Origin of the sequence: Lactococcus hircilactis, assembly GCF_009601015.1 — a bacterium.
Classification (GTDB): Bacteria; Bacillota; Bacilli; order Lactobacillales; family Streptococcaceae; genus Lactococcus; species Lactococcus hircilactis.
In genome coordinates, this window is sequence record NZ_WITJ01000029.1 from 1 (window position 1) to 14,790 (window position 14,790).

Here is a 14,790-nt window from a genome sequence, read left to right on the forward strand (position 1 = left end):
TTTAATTTTTCATTCTGACCAGGGATCACAATTTAAAGCTCAAGCATTCAGAAAGCTCTTGGATGAAAATAATATTCTAGCTTCCTATTCTAAACCTGGTTACCCCTATGATAATTCTGTCACTGAGGTTTTTTCAAGTACCTGAAACTTCGGGAAATCAATCGGAAGACTTTTCATTCCATTCAAGAAGTACAACTTTCTTGTTTTGAATACATTGAATGTTGTACAAGTCCATGATACTGGACAGAAAGAGGACGCATGGCAGATAAGTGATGTCTGTTGTCAGCTTCTCAAGCGGACGTGTCGCAGAGAAGTCTCGGTTTAAAAGATTGACCACTTGTGTGTGCTTCTCGCCTGGGCGTTTGGCTTTCTTCGGCCGTACCCGACAGTTCCAGCCGTATTTTTGCATGATACGGGCCACCTTCTTGTGGTTCATGCCCACTTGATTGGCAATTTTGAGAATGCCGTAGGTAAATTTATTTTCTTTACAACAGGCTTCGATCTTTTGCTCATCTACTGTTAGCGCAAAGTCTTTCTTAGCCCAGCGATAGTAGGTCGATAGCGGCACGCCTGCCACACGGCAGAGCTGCTTAATCGAAACCTCTTGCTTCATTTCAGTGATTAAAGTCACAAATGTTTCTGGCACCACCTCTTTTCTAAAGTCTGGAATTTTTTTAGCAAAGCAATCTCCAAGTCTTTTTCTTGAAGTTCAAGCTTGAGCTTGTCCACTTCACTTTGAGCAACCTTGGGGTGTGGACGACCTGACGAACTGTCCAGTCGGCTGACCTCCCCGTTTTCAGCCCATTTGGCCCAAGTTTTAACTTGAGTTTTGTTCTTTATGCCAAGCGAACGCGCCACTTCGGTGGGCGTTTCGCCCGCTTGCACACATCTCACGGCTTCGAGTTTTAGCTCTAACGAATACTTTTGATGTTTGGTCATCAGAAAAACCTCCTTAAATTTATTTTACTAAATTCAACAGAGGTTTTTTATCTTTCTCACTTTTGGGGGACAGTGCCAATTTGACAAAGCCTTTAAATTAATCTTCCAAAAATTGTAATCCAATAGTGATTTTTTTCAGATCCTCTTCTTCATTTTTTCGCATATCCTTGGTCACTTGCTGGTAAATTTCAAGTGCCGTTTTAGAATCTTTATGACCCACTCGGTTCATGATTTCTTTCAACTGCCAGCCGCATTCCACAAGCATTGAAATATGTGTATATCGAAAAACACGGGAAGTGATGTGCTTAGTGAACTTTGGATAACGTTCTTTAATCATATCATCAACGCTCCCTCCTTTGCGAGAAGTTTTATTATTGAAAAATCCCATAAATAAATTGGGCGTAATTGCTGTTTTCATATTATTTTGGAAAAGATAATCCGTAAAGATAAATCCTCTATGGGGATACCAGAAACTTGAATCTTTATCAAGCATTATAATTTTAACATATTCTTGTCGCTCTTGATTTTTTTATATCCTTTTTTTGATGATTTGCCATGCAGATTGGGTTTAACACAACTGTTCTGTTAGAACCTAAAGTTTTTGTCCCACCTGTCTGAAATTCTTCCTTTTTTGGCCTTGCGAAATCAAATTTTTTCGAACATATACACAATTATTTTCAAAATCAACACCATCTTCTGTCTGGGTAGCATCATTCGAGGTGCCAACTGAGAGGCTTGCCATTCCATCCAGTCAATAGCATCATCTTTAGACACATGATTACTCGTTGTAAGTTGACACGAAAGCTCCTCACAATTTTCATTTAGTAATCGTTTAAATGCAATGGCTTTACGATGTTTCCCCCAATGCACACACTCATGAACAAGCGTATTATTAACCGCCCCCAGATTACGAAGGGCATAGGACTCTGGATCAATGAACACATCGCCCGCTTTTACTTGAAGCGGATACGTTTGCTTTTTATCTGAGCTATAAAAATGACCTAAACCATCCTCAAAATAAATTTGCCCAAAAATGTCTCCCTTTGCGGTCAAATGACGCATGGAGAGTTTCAAACCTAATCTTTCTATAAGGCGAAATGGATTCATCGCTTGTGGTTTTTCTAACATTTCTGGATAATACTGCCTCAAAAAATCCTATGAAATGCGATCAAGCTCATCCTTTTTGATAATCGGAATCAGCGTATCTGCCAACGGTTAGGGCATTTCTCTACGTCCATGATTGGAGCTATACTATAAAAGTGGACAGAAAATTGTGTGTTATAATCTGTCTATTAAGACACAAAAATGAAAGGACTTTTATGTCAGGTTTTAAACGTTACGACGAGGAATTTAAGCAATCTCTCGTTAATCTCTACCAAACAGGTAAAACTCAATCCGAACTCTGTAAAGACTATGGTGTCTCCCCTTCTGCACTTGCAAAATGGATCAAGCAGTACTCTCAAGTTCGTCTTGAAGATAATACGGTCTTGACTGCTAAACAGATTCAAGAATTACAAAAAAGGAATGCCCAACTCGAAGAAGAAAATCTTATCTTAAAAAAAGCAAGTGCCATATTCATGCAAAACTCCAAGTGAGATTAAAAGCAGTCTATAGACTCCGATTTGAACACACGACAGTTATGCTCTGTCGTGTTTTACATGTCAATCGTTCCACCTACTATAACTTCATAAACAAGAAGCCCTCAAAACGTGAAATAGAAAATCAACGCTTGAGAAAATTACTCCTTGAGATTTATATGAAAGCCAAGAAAAGAATTGGAACGAGAGCTTTTAAAATCATTCTCCTGCGTGATTATGGCGTTAATATTTCTGAGGGGCGTATCTTAAGACTTCTCAAGTCTATGACACTCCCTAAAATGTCAACGATTAAACCTAGAGTTAAATCAAAACACTCTCCTGCATTTTCTTCTGATAATCTCCTTAAACAAGAATTTAATCCTAAGTCCCCGAATCAAGTATGGACAACTGATTTCACTTATATTTCTATAGGACATAGACGGCATGTTTATCTCTGCGCCATCCTTGACCTCTACTCTAGAAAATGTATTGCTTGGAAAGTAAGTGACAGGATTGATGCTAAACTTGCCTGTGACACATTAGGGATGGCTATAAATAAGAGGAAGCCTAAGGAACCAATCATTTTTCATTCGGATCAAGGTAGCCAATTTAAATCAGCTTCCTTTAGAAAAATATTAGATGAGCATCAATTGCTTGCTTCTTACTCCAAACCTGGATATCCTTATGATAATGCTGTCACTGAGGCCTTTTTCAAGTACCTCAAACAACGGGAAATAAACAGAAGAACTTATCACTCCATTCAAGAAGTTCAACTCTCTTGCTTTGAATACATCGAACAGTTTTATAACAACTATAATCCTCATTCCGCAAACAATGGTTTAACTCCAAATCAGAAAGAAGAAAACTATTTTAAGAAAATATAGCTCATTTTGTGTCTAAATATTTGACATTAGTCCATATTTTGTAAAGGATTGTGCGTTAGTCATAAATTCCTCCTCTCTAAAAATCATAAACTCTTTTAGCTCAATCTGCGCTTGGTTGTCTGGATTCACTCTATTATAGTATAGTGATTGTTGTTATAAGTAAGGCACTTTCAGATTGAGTCTTTGAAGGTTCTTGGAGTTGTTTTCGTTCCTCCTCCATCCATAATTTTTGGTCAAAGGTTGCTTGGCGTCCAATCTCAAAAAACACGCGCTGTCCTACAAACTTACATGAGTATCATAGTAGTGCTGTGCAAAATCACGACTTGGAATTTCCCCAAAGATTTCAAAGGCTTTGATTACTTCAATCATTTCTCTTTGTCCCTCCAAGATTCCCTCTTTAAATGCTACAAAGGCTTGTGCAAAACGATACATTCCTTGAGTATGGGTATCTATTGTAAAGTTAAATGGCTTTACCATTTCTAATAATTTTCTTGCGTGAATAAAATCACCTTGTACAGCTAAAGACATTGCCGCTCTTCCTGCTGTCTGTAAGATCCTTCGCCTGTAAATAAGTTTATTAATATAGAATTTATCTATAACAATTTCATGAAGAATATCATAGACAATTAAGTAAGGAAGTTGCCAAGAATTTAAAGCTAAAATCCCTAAACTGTACTCCAACCAAAGATCGATCCCCATCAAGAAATCACCAAGTTCTGTCATCTCACTATCCGTCAAACCTCTATATGAGGCTTGTGCCGTAATTTCTAAGACACGAAAATCCGCATATTCTCGTGTCAAATGCTGATTGATATAATAATCCAAATCATTTTCAGAATAATCTGCTGGATTTTTCTCACTTTCATCAACATCAACGATCTGTTCTTCTTCATTTATCGCATATTGATGTGCAAATTCCTCGACAGAATGGATATAACCAAAGTCTCGTTTTCTTACTGCCATATCTAATTTATCAACTGTCTTTATAAAATAATCTTCCTTATTAATTAAGGCAAAAGAATAATCTCCTTCAGGAATTTTTATACTTAAAAGCATTGCATCAAGAATATGGTAAGGAAACATAATCTTTCCCTCTTCAAAGCATTCCAAACGTGTCGAACTAACACCCAGATTAATGAAAAAATTTCGATGATAACCACGTTGGCGTCTTAGTTTTTGAAAGGTTCTTCCATAAACTGGAACGACATGATAAATCCCCGCAAAATAGTATAAATCAGTCAAAGTAAATCCCATAAACTCAAGCGCTGCATTTAACTTTTCAAGTCCCAGCGTATTTTTATCGCCTTCAAATTTCACAAGACTTTCACGACTCATGATTCCTTTTAAGTCAGTACTTGTTACACCTACTCGGTTTCGCATTTCCTTAAAAGCTTTACCTAAATGTAATTTTTTCTCCATTATTTTTACCTTATATTTATATTAGCAAGTAGCTCTCGCATTGCATGAGCCTTTCCTATCACTATTGATTTATTATTCTATTTTAATCTTTTCCAAGTACTTTGTCCTTATAATAATCAAAATAGCTCTTATTCCCAGTAATAATCGTAACTTTCCCTTGCAGACCGTAACGCAATTTTACGACATCACTTGACTTCAAAAGAGTTTGAGCCTGCACTTTGTATAAATTTAAACCATTTTGAGCGGTGGGGGCACTATCTATTTTTGAAATTTTACCAGATAAAATCTCAGGTTTCGGAAGATTTTGCTCAACAGTAAAACGCAATGTCTGTCCATTTTTCAAAGCAGAAATCTCTGTACTTGGTACATAGGCCGTCAAGTCAATAGATACGTTCTTTGAAAGTTCTGGATAAACCTCTGCTATAGGTGTTCCAGCAGGAATCGCCTTTAATCCCAAAATATTTGGTAAGACGTGTAAAATGCCCACACTCCCCGCACGTACAGTGGATTGCTCATCCACCTGATTTTGCAAAGCTATTTTAGCATGAAGTTCCGTTAGGCTCTCATCCAGTCCTGACATTTTCTTATTTGCACTGGCAAGTGCTCCAGCCGTAAGCGAAAGGGATTGACTACTTAAACTATTATCATAGGTATTACTGTTTGTTAGCCCGCTTGATTGCACCGTTAAGCTTTGTATCTGACTTTGCAAACTTGCCACATCGCCCTGAACAGTTGCTAGGAATTGCGCTTTTAAGGTACTTTTTTGTGCATCTGCGCTCACTTGAGCAGTTTTTTTGGTATCAGATGTTGCCATACTCACTGTATTTTGCAATGCTTCAAGCTGTGCTGTATAACTATTATACTGGTCAAGATAGGGATTATTTGATGAAATGCTGCCATTTCCTGATGCTGTATTTTCAAGCTCCGTATATTGACTGATTTGTGTATTCAAGGTATCAATTTGTTGATTGATTGCCTCCTTTTCATTGGACACCGTCGCATTTTGATCTGCCACGCCTTGATTACTTTTAGCAATATTGTCAGACAAAGTCTTGACTTGCGCTTGGTAATTCTCAAAAGTCTGTTCATAACCAAAATCATCCCCTTTTTTAAATAAATTTTTATCTTGCAAGAGACTGTTTTGCAAAAATCCCAATTGTTGCTTTTGATTTTGAACTTGTGTCAATTGTGCATTGAGTACACTCAACTGTGTGGCATCGGAATCTCCATTATATCGCAATAAAATTGTATCTTTTGTAAGGGACTTCCCTTCTGACAAATCATTTTGAATAATCTTATTATTACTTGTCGATTGGATTTGTGCCACAATTTTTGTCGGCTCAATATCTCCTGAAGTCGTTACAACCAGTTCTTTTTTTGCAAAGAACGCAAAGATAAACAAACCAATAAATAAAGTCAGTATTGGAAAAATAATCAGTGTCGCAAAGTTCCGATAACGTTTATCATAAAGCTCAGAGCTTTCTAAAAGTCGTTTATCAAACATTTTTTCTCCCTCCTAACTTTTATAGAGTTTCGCATAAAAGCCGTTTGCGGCAAGCAATTCCTTATGATTGCCTTGCTCAATAATTTGTCCACCATCAATCACAATAATTCGATCGCTCTTTTGTGCGACAGAGAGACGATGAGCAATAAAGATAATCGTCTTGTTCAACTCAAAAATATTCTGCAAAATCTTTTTCTCGGTAATCATATCCAAATTACTTGTTGCCTCGTCAAAAATCAGCACTTTAGCAGGAGAAAGCAAAGTACGCGCAATCGCAATCCTCTGCTTTTGTCCACCTGAGATACTCGTCGCATCACTTGAGAGTTCGGTCTGATAACCCAATTGCATTTGTTCAATGTCAGTTTTAATCTCTGCCAATTCAACCGCTCGTGTGATTTCTTCTTGAGAAACCGTAGGCGCTGCACCTAACAACAGATTCTCCATAATCGTACCTGTAAAGATATAAGGCTGTTGTGGCAGATAATTGACAATCCCACGGAGCTGGTGTTTATCAAAGTTTTTTATATCAAGTTTTCCAAGTGTAATCGTCCCTTCATTTGGCTCAAAGAAATTCGTGATAAGCTTGACCAACGTACTCTTACCTGAACCACTCATGCCCACAATGGTCAGTTTTTCATTTTCATGGATCATTAAGTTGATATCCGTCAATGTATTACGCCCAAAACCATATTTATAAGATACATGATTGAATTCAATTTCTGTATTTAGCACGCTCAGTTCTGCTTTTTCTCCTGCGAACTCACTTTCAACGAGATAAACCTCATTCAGCCGATTATTAGCTACCCATGCAGATTGAAGTTTGGTTTGTAAGTTAATTATATTGGTCAAAGGATTCGTAAAATAAGTTAATAAGGCGTTAAAGGTAATGAGCTGCCCCAACGTAATTTTTTGATGCATGACAAGCTGAGCCCCTAACCAGAGGACACAGACATTTAATAACAACTGCGTTCCTGTTTTAAGGGTGACTTGGAGAGCTTCTGATTTTTGTCTGGCAAAACTTTTCTTCAAGAAATCCGCAAATTCACGGTCAATTTTTTGATAACGTTTTTCTTCACTTCCTAATGCTTTAATGGTTTCAATCCCGTTGATATCTTCAATGATTGAAGAACTCATCACAGCATTAGCTTGCATGGTTTCTTGATTTTGCTTTTCAAATAGGTGCACGAAAACGAAAATAATAATGACATAGATAGGAATAGAAGCTAAAACAAGTAAAAAAAGCTGGAGATTTTGTAATCCGAGCACCACGCCTGTCAACAAAACAATCGTCACGTCTAAAAAGAGCGACATAATCGTCGAAGCCAATGCATCTAAGATTGAATTTGCATCTGAAAAACGTGACGTAATTTCCCCCGTACGTCGTGTCGCAAAGAAGGACATCGGCAACTCAAAAATATGGCGAATATAGGATAAAATAACATCAATCGCTAAACGTTGTCCCAAGACATTAAGTAAAAAGTTCTGGGCAAAAGAAAGCACTTGCTGGATAATATAAGTAATCATCAAGGCCACTGAAATAATGCCTAACGTTGTCATTAATGCGTTTGGAATATAGTCATCAATAATATTTTGAAGATAATAAGAGCCGATAATATTGATAAGCGTCACAAGAAGAGCCGCAATCACGATATTAGCAATCAGCTTCTTTTGACGAGCAAGAACTGGCACAAAAGAAAAGAGAGAGCTAGCTTTTTCCTTCACAGGATGATAACTTGGATTTGGAGAGATAAAAAGTGAAATCCCTGTCCACTCAGATGCAAACTGTTCACGCGATAATTTTGTCAACTTAACTGTTGGATTGGGATCTGCAATGTGGATATATTGCTCAACTGCACTTGTGACCACATAGTAATGCGGGTATTTCTGTTCCTTGATTACGTGTACAATAAAAGGATACGGAATATTTTCCATCTCAAAAAGTGTCATATCTGCCTGGATCGCTTGCACATTGAAATCTAATTGTTCAGCCGCGCGCTTGATGCCAAGTGCTGCCGTTCCTTCCATATCTGTCCGTGCTACCACACGCAAAGAAGCTAAAGAATGTTCAGAACCATAGAACTTCAAAATCATGGACAGCGCAGCGACACCACAATCCATTTCATCCACCTGGGACGTGTAGTATTTTTTCTTGAATTTCATCATTTCTTCCCTTCCTTCAGAATTTGTGGAACTTCTCCAATAGTTTATAATTGCTTATAAACCAGTGGAGAAGCTACATTTTTGAGAGATGCAACTCCTACTCTAAGATTCGAGATTTCTATAATCCGTATTTCCTCTTCATGGCAGTTTTTAGCCTCTTCCACTCTCCATTTCTAGTAAATCGCTTAACCACGGGGATTATGGCTGATATGATTTTCTGAAATATGTTAAAATAGGCCTGCTTCTTCAAAAAAAGCCTAGAAGTTTTTTAAGATTTAAAATAAAGAGATAAGGCTAAAGAGGAGACTGCTGAAAATGCTTATCTTTTTATATGAAAATAGAGTTCAATAAATTTATCAGATTTAGATTCTATTGTCTGTTTAATTATTTGATAATAATCCACTTCTTAAAGAAGTTTTAAGGCACTGACAGAAAGTGCACTACCAATTAAAATAAAAATATAAGCAATAATTAATGTAAGCAGTACATTTGTCCCGAAGGGAATTAACGGTAACACATAACTAAATGTAGCAATTAATGGGATTCGTGTTCGAGCATAATAAGTGCGCCAAGCGAAAACAAAAAGCCAAATAGAGATGATGATTCCCATTACCAAAAGTCCAATTAATAAAAAAGAGTGCAGAGCCAATTCTTGACCTTTGATTCTGAATACGCCATGCTGCAAAATTTTATTTGCTTTATACCAGTAAGCATTATTATTTTCATATCGTTCCCAATTTATTTTAAAAAAATAGAGATGAAAAACAGTATAACCAGCTGTAATTAAGAATGCTATAATACTGTATATAAATAAGCTCCACCTTATCCAACCTGGATATTTTTTTTTATTTTCTTGCATAAATCCCTCCTAGTAAAGCGAAAAAATTTCTGACAAAATGTCAGTAATTTTTTGTTAAAAATCTTTATTGTCTAGGATAAATCCCACTACTAATAGGAATATATCCGCCATTTTCAAAGGTTTTTACTTGACCTCCAGTAACAAGAAGTAATTCTTCATTGGTCAACTCTTTAAATGTTGATTTCATCCCTATCACTAGTTAATTAATAAATCTTCCATTACCCGCATCACCAAATCCACCGTTAGGCCACCAAGCATCTTCGAAAGTCTCTACGTGACCTCCAAATACTTCTGTAAGTTTTTCATCAGAAACAGTTTCAAAATTTAATTGATTTTCCATTTGTAAATTCTCCTTTTATTTTGATGATTTTATTATATTACAAAATTGACGTTAATCCAATTTCTTAGAGTCAAAAATGTATAATTCTAATATATTTATTTTAAGCGATTCCCCTCAAGCAACTCTTCATCATTTCAGAACTTCCCAAAGCGACTTATTATTACTGGGTAGCTCGTTTCGAGCGTCCCAACAAAGATGAAGTCATTGAACAAGAAATGCTTAGCATTCGTCAAGAACACGCCAATGCGGGCTATCGTCCTATGGTTGAACTGCTTAAACAAAAGGGAATCCATAAGCTTTGCTTTTTCTTTGAATGTCCTCTTGTCTTTGCACGTTTTGGAGATATACTATAAAAGTGGACAGATAAAGGTATGTTATAATCTGTTTAACAAACACTAAAATTGTTCGGCTGCGCGCTTGATGCCAAGTGCTGCCGTTCCTTCCATATCTGTCCGTGCTACCACACGCAAAGAAGCTAAAGTATGTTCAAAACCATAGAACTTCAAAATCATAGACAACGCAGCGACACCACAATCCATTTCATCCACTTGGGGTGTGTAATGTTTTTTCTTGAATTTCATCATTTCTTCCTTTCCTTCAGAATTTGTGGAACCTCTCCAATAGCTTATAAACTATTGGAGAAGCTGCATTTTTGAGAGATGCAACTCCTACTCTAAGATTCGAGATTTCCAAAATCCGTATTTCCTCTTCATGGCAGTTTTTAGCTTTCCAAGGATGCTCTTATTTTCCATTTATGGCGCAAGAAGGATAGTGATAATAATTCCAGCAATACCAATGGCATCTGACGCATTTAGACCGCCACCGCTGCAGCTTTTCCCGCCATTAATAACTTCTAGTTCTTCATCCGCAAGCTCTACAAATTCAAGAGCATTCATTTTTTCATTTATCATGATAGACCACCTTTCTTTTTCTGGTTTTGTGCTATAATGATACACCACGGCGTTGTGCAACGAGTATCAATAGTGACCTCAAAGCTCTATTGATGCTTTTTTTTTATTTTATTTGACCCATTGGACTCAACTCCTTTATAAAGGATATTCTTTATTGATAGTTTTACTATAACTCTGATTTTTATTTCGTTAGTGCTTTAATCATCATTTAATAACTACGCGCAACACTACAAACAGAGCCATCCCAATAGTAAAAATACTGATCACGCCCAATATCCAGAATATAGTGTTTGATGGCTTTTTTGAATCAAGATACTGCGCAACTTTCATCTTTTTTTCTTCATCCGTCAAACTGGAATAAAGCTCATCAATCGTTATTTGTCCACGATTGTTAATCGGTTTGTCGATTGAATAAACCATAGGAGTTGCAAATGTCCACGAAAATATTGGAACACCTATTTTTTTTGCTAAACCATTATTATAGACTTCTTCAATCGTTAGATTCTCATATTCTGGTTTCATTCATTTCTCACTTTTCAAATATTACTTAACATTAATAGTAAAAATATTCAGCTGACATCGCAAGGCTCAACTCCAAGCTCCATGTTGAAACAGCATTTGATGTTGCGTTTGCAATGGTTTGTGCATAAGCTTTAGAGATGCCTCCAATTCATTGTAACACCAAATTTTTGGACTTTTAATAAGTGTCAAGTTTTTTACTCAGGCTGATATAACAAAAAAGAACGTCACCTTATTATTGACATTCTTTTCAATAAATTATTAGCCTAAATTGATAACTGATGCAAAAGTGTTCCACAGGAGATAGACGGCGACACCGCTCTCAATCCGCTTTATCTTAAGATATGTGGCTCCTATAATGGATTGTACCATTCCAGAAAGCCCAATTCATTCACAATCGAGTATCTATCTCCTTTGGAATCATAGACCAAATATTCTCCTGTTGAACCAGAATAAGGAATTTGATTATCCATTACTTGAAGTCTCAAACCATCAAATTTTAACCAGCGAATTCGACCTTCATAAAAAGCTTTTTCCACCCACTCATCATTTATCGAACTATCTGAAATTTTCCAAACTTTCACCTTTCTGTTATGAAATAAAGCATCCATTTTTACTTCTCCTTAATTTCAATTTTATTTCATTCTTAGAAATCATCATATGGATTATAATGATTAGCGGCAGCAACAGAACCTGCGTTATAGTTTGCTGCCGAGCCCCAGCCATTTGCAATTTTAGTCCAATCATTCCAACTTAAACCAGATTCCCCACCATTTATCGCCGCCAGCTCTTCGTCTGTCAAATTTTGAAATTTGTTCATTACTAACTTTGTGTCAAACATTTTATTTTCCTCATTTCTATTTTTCATTTTTAATTGCGACAGTTTATAATAATTAGAATTTAGAAATTTTTCTAATTATCTAGATTTTATTTTGCATTGGACTATACCCCCTTTCAAACTTTTCTGGACTCAAAAATTTTATTTCTTTTCCATCATATATGAATACATCTCCGATATTGAGTCTATAGCTCTCGCCTCGAATACTTATCCATCCGTAACGTAGTGCATATTCAGTAATCCAGCCCATCTTTCCAATATAAAACTCATGCTCAATCCATTTTGGTTTAACTTCTTGATGACTTACTATCCAATATTCAACTTCTTTACCAGTTTTAAGATGAATTGCTTTCATAGTCTCTCCTAGTCGTTTGGAGTTCCTCCATGTCCATAAGGTGAACAGCTTGGGGCTACAAAATTACGAGTAGCTCCTCCATTAAGTTGATCTAATGTTGGGGAAGAAGAAAGTCCTCCTAATCCTCCCAAAAGAGCATCTACCCAAAATCCACCCTTTATTGCTTTAAGTTCTTCATCCATAAGCTCCACAAATCCCAGAGCGTTAATTTTTTCATTTTTCATGATAGACCGCCTTTCTTTTTCTAATTATGTGCTATAATGATATAGCACTCCGATGTGCGACAAGTATCATTAGTGACCTCAAAGTTCTATTGGTACTTTTTTTGTCTTACCCATTGGACCGTACCTCGTTTCCTTAGTTCTCTTATGATAAGTACATTATAACACCCAATTTTTGAGTTCCCGAAAAGTGTCAAGTTATTTACTCTTTCTTTTTCTAATTTCTTACCTTCCACAACAGTATCTTTATTGCCATGGATAAATCTATAATAGGATCAATCAAAATTCACTTTTATTTAATTTACTATCAAAATATAGCTCATTATAAAACTTGTGAATCTTTTTTGACATTTTCTGCCCAGCGATTAATGGATATAGCTCAATTTGTAATTCAACCAATTGGCTTTCAAATGTTCCTTGTCCTCTTACAAATTCTTTTTTATAATGCTTCAAGATTTGGGCTTCATTACCAGTAATACCTCCACCTTGGATGAGAGCATTAATTCGTGTAAGCCAAATTTGTTGCGTATTCTGGAGCTATAATATAAAAATGGACAGATAAAGGTATGTTATAATCTGTTTAACAAACACTAAAAAGGAAAGCTTTCTATGTCTAAATTCAAAAGATACGATGATGATGGACTAATGTCAAATAATTAGACATTAGTCCAGCTAATCTTTCTTTCTAAAGGATATTCTTTATCTATACTTTTATTATAAACCTGATTTTTCACTTATCATTAGGATTTAAAGAACTGCTATCAAAAATACTAAATGAATTGATATCATATTTCCACCAATTCTTAAAATTCTGTTTGCAAAACTTTATGCATTTTTTTGATTAACATATTTTTTTAAGTGTATTCATTGCTTTTTCACTCACATATTTTGCGCACAGATTTCTTTTATCAAAAAATCTTTTAACTTCATTTTTAGTAAAATCCAAAAAGATGAAATAATAATTTAAAAACTGGAGTAATAAGCACATTATAACCTAAATGAACGATTATGCTATCTAATAGTACCCTTCTCCTATGATAAACAGCGGTAAACATCATCGCCATAATAATATACACCCAAAATGACGTTGTAAAACCAGTATGTAGAAAAGCAAAAAGTACACAAGAGACGATAAAAGATATATTCGGATTTTTGAAAAATCTGTAGATACATTCGCGAAAAATAGCTTCTTCAAATACTGGAGCGCTAAAATTTATAATTGTATAATAAACAACTGGTGGCATAATACTTTCATTATAGGTAGCTGATTGCGTATCCCCTAAAATTCCAGAAGCATAATACTGATAAAAAGTTTGCGCTCCCCACTCAACGATAAGTAGAGTTATTATAAAAATTAAGAGAATTATTGTATTTTTGATGCTAAACACAGATTTCCACTTATTATAAAATCCGAATCTATAACAAATGAATATTCCTATTACATTTCCTAAAATTAATAAAAATAACTCACTATATCCTGCATATTGAAGCATTTGATCATAACTTTTTGTCCAAAAAAATAACGAAACCATATTTGCAGAAATAATATTAGGTAATAAATATAATAAAAAAAGAAAAAGTGCAATTATTAACCATTTTAACTTGTAAAATTTTCCTTTTTGCAATTGCACTCTCCTTCTTACGTTTTATAATTTTATTTTATCTATAATCTTTAATCAATAAAAATTACTCCTTCTCCCTCTTTGTAACGAAGAAAATAACCTTCTAAATTGACCACATCATCTCCATAAAAACCTAATAATTGACCTCCTGTAACTTTTGTAAGTTCTTCATCAGTTAATTCTTCAAATTGTTCCATGAACATTGCATCAAGATTTACATTTTTATTAGCCATAATAGCCCCACTTTCTGTTTTTGTGATTTGTGCTATAATGATATAGCACTCTAATGTGCAACGAGTATCAATAGTGACCTCAAAGTTCTATTGATATTTTTTATTTTGTCTTACCCATTGGACTCACCCAACCTTTCTAAATAATATTCTTTATCTACTTTTATTGTATCTCTGCTTTTTTGCTCATTATGGAAATCTTCGGGATATCGAAAATTTATTTATCCACTGGATCATACTATTCCAAAAGCCCAGATTGTTCACAATCGAATACCTATCTTCTTTTGGATATATACTATAAAAGTGGACACAAAATAATGTGTTATAATTTGTCTCATAAGACACAAAACAGAAAGGCTTACTATGACCTATCATCAACGCTACGACGAGGAATTCAAGCAATCCCTCGTCA

Annotated in this window: 19 protein-coding genes and 4 pseudogenes; 3 read left to right on the plus strand and 20 right to left on the minus strand. The window is 35.4% G+C overall.

Features of this window, described 5'->3' with window-relative positions:
* Window positions 1-219, plus strand: a pseudogene (locus GHI93_RS12295) (IS3-like element IS-LL6 family transposase); the annotation flags it as partial.
* Here the strand turns inward: GHI93_RS12295 and GHI93_RS12300 are convergent.
* The 4 genes from GHI93_RS12300 to GHI93_RS12315 form a co-directional block, all read right to left on the minus strand.
* Window positions 158-613 (minus strand): IS3 family transposase, encoded by a 456-nt coding sequence (locus GHI93_RS12300; protein ID WP_246177144.1) that lies wholly within the window; start codon window positions 611-613, stop codon window positions 158-160. The pseudogene GHI93_RS12295 and the gene GHI93_RS12300 sit on opposite strands and share 62 nt — an antisense overlap.
* Window positions 614-627: 14 nt before the next feature.
* Window positions 628-939 (minus strand): transposase, encoded by a 312-nt coding sequence (locus GHI93_RS12305; protein WP_153497308.1) that lies wholly within the window; start codon window positions 937-939, stop codon window positions 628-630.
* A 97-nt stretch (window positions 940-1,036) separates the two neighbouring features.
* Window positions 1,037-1,432 (minus strand): site-specific integrase, encoded by a 396-nt coding sequence (locus tag GHI93_RS12310; protein WP_246177139.1) that lies wholly within the window; start codon window positions 1,430-1,432, stop codon window positions 1,037-1,039.
* A gap of 152 nt (window positions 1,433-1,584) precedes the next feature.
* Entirely contained in the window at window positions 1,585-2,067 is a 483-nt protein-coding gene (locus GHI93_RS12315; protein WP_153497309.1) for a hypothetical protein, read from the minus strand.
* 191 nt (window positions 2,068-2,258) lie between these two features.
* On the opposite strand from GHI93_RS12315, the pseudogene GHI93_RS12320 reads away from it, so the two are divergent.
* A pseudogene (locus GHI93_RS12320) lies at window positions 2,259-3,416 on the plus strand (IS3 family transposase).
* 260 nt (window positions 3,417-3,676) lie between these two features.
* Here the strand turns inward: GHI93_RS12320 and GHI93_RS12325 are convergent.
* The 6 genes from GHI93_RS12325 to GHI93_RS12345 all read right to left on the minus strand — a co-directional run bounded on the left by GHI93_RS12325 (window position 3,677) and on the right by GHI93_RS12345 (window position 9,682).
* A complete protein-coding gene (locus tag GHI93_RS12325) occupies window positions 3,677-4,819 on the minus strand; it encodes an Rgg family transcriptional regulator (protein WP_153497310.1) in 1,143 nt (380 codons plus the stop codon).
* Window positions 4,820-4,901: 82 nt separating this feature from the next.
* Entirely contained in the window at window positions 4,902-6,323 is a 1,422-nt protein-coding gene (locus tag GHI93_RS12330) for a bacteriocin secretion accessory protein (RefSeq protein WP_153497311.1), read from the minus strand.
* A 12-nt stretch (window positions 6,324-6,335) separates the two neighbouring features.
* The gene (locus GHI93_RS12335) at window positions 6,336-8,483 is read right to left on the minus strand and encodes a peptide cleavage/export ABC transporter (protein ID WP_153497322.1); all 2,148 of its coding nucleotides are present in this window, start codon (window positions 8,481-8,483) and stop codon (window positions 6,336-6,338) included.
* 406 nt (window positions 8,484-8,889) lie between these two features.
* A complete protein-coding gene (locus GHI93_RS12340; RefSeq protein WP_153497312.1) occupies window positions 8,890-9,342 on the minus strand; it encodes a transporter in 453 nt (150 codons plus the stop codon).
* A 64-nt stretch (window positions 9,343-9,406) separates the two neighbouring features.
* On the minus strand, window positions 9,407-9,529 hold the full coding sequence (locus GHI93_RS13220) for a hypothetical protein (protein WP_281347503.1): 123 nt from the start codon (window positions 9,527-9,529) through the stop codon (window positions 9,407-9,409).
* 12 nt (window positions 9,530-9,541) lie between these two features.
* A complete protein-coding gene (locus GHI93_RS12345) occupies window positions 9,542-9,682 on the minus strand; it encodes a lactococcin family bacteriocin (protein WP_153497313.1) in 141 nt (46 codons plus the stop codon).
* A 140-nt stretch (window positions 9,683-9,822) separates the two neighbouring features.
* On the opposite strand from GHI93_RS12345, the pseudogene GHI93_RS12350 reads away from it, so the two are divergent.
* A pseudogene (locus tag GHI93_RS12350) lies at window positions 9,823-9,975 on the plus strand (IS3 family transposase); the annotation flags it as partial.
* A 111-nt stretch (window positions 9,976-10,086) separates the two neighbouring features.
* Here GHI93_RS12350 and GHI93_RS12355 read toward each other — a convergent pair.
* The 10 genes and pseudogenes from GHI93_RS12355 to GHI93_RS12395 form a co-directional block, all read right to left on the minus strand.
* Window positions 10,087-10,263 (minus strand): annotated as a pseudogene (locus tag GHI93_RS12355) (cysteine peptidase family C39 domain-containing protein); the annotation flags it as partial.
* Between the two features lie 171 nt (window positions 10,264-10,434).
* The gene (locus GHI93_RS12360) at window positions 10,435-10,593 is read right to left on the minus strand and encodes a hypothetical protein (protein WP_153497315.1); all 159 of its coding nucleotides are present in this window, start codon (window positions 10,591-10,593) and stop codon (window positions 10,435-10,437) included.
* A gap of 204 nt (window positions 10,594-10,797) precedes the next feature.
* Window positions 10,798-11,115, minus strand: coding sequence for a hypothetical protein (locus GHI93_RS12365; protein WP_153497316.1), 318 nt, complete (start codon window positions 11,113-11,115; stop codon window positions 10,798-10,800).
* A 350-nt stretch (window positions 11,116-11,465) separates the two neighbouring features.
* Entirely contained in the window at window positions 11,466-11,723 is a 258-nt protein-coding gene (locus tag GHI93_RS12370; RefSeq protein WP_153497317.1) for a hypothetical protein, read from the minus strand.
* A 35-nt stretch (window positions 11,724-11,758) separates the two neighbouring features.
* Window positions 11,759-11,953 carry a bacteriocin gene (locus tag GHI93_RS12375; protein ID WP_170272449.1) on the minus strand — a complete coding sequence of 65 codons (195 nt, stop codon included), beginning with the start codon at window positions 11,951-11,953 and terminating at the stop codon, window positions 11,759-11,761.
* Between the two features lie 79 nt (window positions 11,954-12,032).
* On the minus strand, window positions 12,033-12,305 hold the full coding sequence (locus tag GHI93_RS12380; RefSeq protein ID WP_153497319.1) for a hypothetical protein: 273 nt from the start codon (window positions 12,303-12,305) through the stop codon (window positions 12,033-12,035).
* 8 nt (window positions 12,306-12,313) lie between these two features.
* Complete coding sequence (locus GHI93_RS12385; RefSeq protein WP_246177143.1) at window positions 12,314-12,529, minus strand: ComC/BlpC family peptide pheromone/bacteriocin; 216 nt, start codon at window positions 12,527-12,529, stop codon at window positions 12,314-12,316.
* Between the two features lie 276 nt (window positions 12,530-12,805).
* Window positions 12,806-13,045, minus strand: coding sequence for a bacteriocin immunity family protein (locus tag GHI93_RS13310; protein ID WP_415579465.1), 240 nt, complete (start codon window positions 13,043-13,045; stop codon window positions 12,806-12,808).
* A 413-nt stretch (window positions 13,046-13,458) separates the two neighbouring features.
* Window positions 13,459-14,151 carry a CPBP family intramembrane glutamic endopeptidase gene (locus GHI93_RS12390; RefSeq protein ID WP_153497320.1) on the minus strand — a complete coding sequence of 231 codons (693 nt, stop codon included), beginning with the start codon at window positions 14,149-14,151 and terminating at the stop codon, window positions 13,459-13,461.
* 47 nt (window positions 14,152-14,198) lie between these two features.
* On the minus strand, window positions 14,199-14,381 hold the full coding sequence (locus GHI93_RS12395; RefSeq protein WP_153497321.1) for a bacteriocin: 183 nt from the start codon (window positions 14,379-14,381) through the stop codon (window positions 14,199-14,201).
* Window positions 14,382-14,790 lie beyond the last annotated feature (409 nt).

Bases quoted from the DNA above. Each gene is read 5' to 3' on its own strand.
- GHI93_RS12360 (WP_153497315.1), bottom strand. From the start codon at position 10,593: ATGATAAATGAAAAAATGAATGCTCTTGAATTTGTAGAGCTTGCGGAT.
- GHI93_RS12365 (WP_153497316.1), bottom strand. From the start codon at position 11,115: ATGAAACCAGAATATGAGAATCTAACGATTGAAGAAGTCTATAATAAT.
- GHI93_RS12315 (WP_153497309.1), bottom strand. From the start codon at position 2,067: ATGTTAGAAAAACCACAAGCGATGAATCCATTTCGCCTTATAGAAAGA.
- GHI93_RS12380 (WP_153497319.1), bottom strand. From the start codon at position 12,305: ATGAAAGCAATTCATCTTAAAACTGGTAAAGAAGTTGAATATTGGATA.
- GHI93_RS12370 (WP_153497317.1), bottom strand. From the start codon at position 11,723: ATGGATGCTTTATTTCATAACAGAAAGGTGAAAGTTTGGAAAATTTCA.
- GHI93_RS12330 (WP_153497311.1), bottom strand. From the start codon at position 6,323: ATGTTTGATAAACGACTTTTAGAAAGCTCTGAGCTTTATGATAAACGT.
- GHI93_RS12385 (WP_246177143.1), bottom strand. From the start codon at position 12,529: ATGAAAAATGAAAAAATTAACGCTCTGGGATTTGTGGAGCTTATGGAT.
- GHI93_RS12340 (WP_153497312.1), bottom strand. From the start codon at position 9,342: ATGCAAGAAAATAAAAAAAAATATCCAGGTTGGATAAGGTGGAGCTTA.
- GHI93_RS12310 (WP_246177139.1), bottom strand. From the start codon at position 1,432: ATGCTTGATAAAGATTCAAGTTTCTGGTATCCCCATAGAGGATTTATC.
- GHI93_RS12395 (WP_153497321.1), bottom strand. From the start codon at position 14,381: ATGGCTAATAAAAATGTAAATCTTGATGCAATGTTCATGGAACAATTT.
- GHI93_RS12325 (WP_153497310.1), bottom strand. From the start codon at position 4,819: ATGGAGAAAAAATTACATTTAGGTAAAGCTTTTAAGGAAATGCGAAAC.
- GHI93_RS12345 (WP_153497313.1), bottom strand. From the start codon at position 9,682: ATGGAAAATCAATTAAATTTTGAAACTGTTTCTGATGAAAAACTTACA.
- GHI93_RS13220 (WP_281347503.1), bottom strand. From the start codon at position 9,529: ATGAAATCAACATTTAAAGAGTTGACCAATGAAGAATTACTTCTTGTT.
- GHI93_RS12375 (WP_170272449.1), bottom strand. From the start codon at position 11,953: ATGTTTGACACAAAGTTAGTAATGAACAAATTTCAAAATTTGACAGAC.
- GHI93_RS12300 (WP_246177144.1), bottom strand. From the start codon at position 613: ATGAAGCAAGAGGTTTCGATTAAGCAGCTCTGCCGTGTGGCAGGCGTG.
- GHI93_RS12305 (WP_153497308.1), bottom strand. From the start codon at position 939: ATGACCAAACATCAAAAGTATTCGTTAGAGCTAAAACTCGAAGCCGTG.
- GHI93_RS12335 (WP_153497322.1), bottom strand. From the start codon at position 8,483: ATGAAATTCAAGAAAAAATACTACACGTCCCAGGTGGATGAAATGGAT.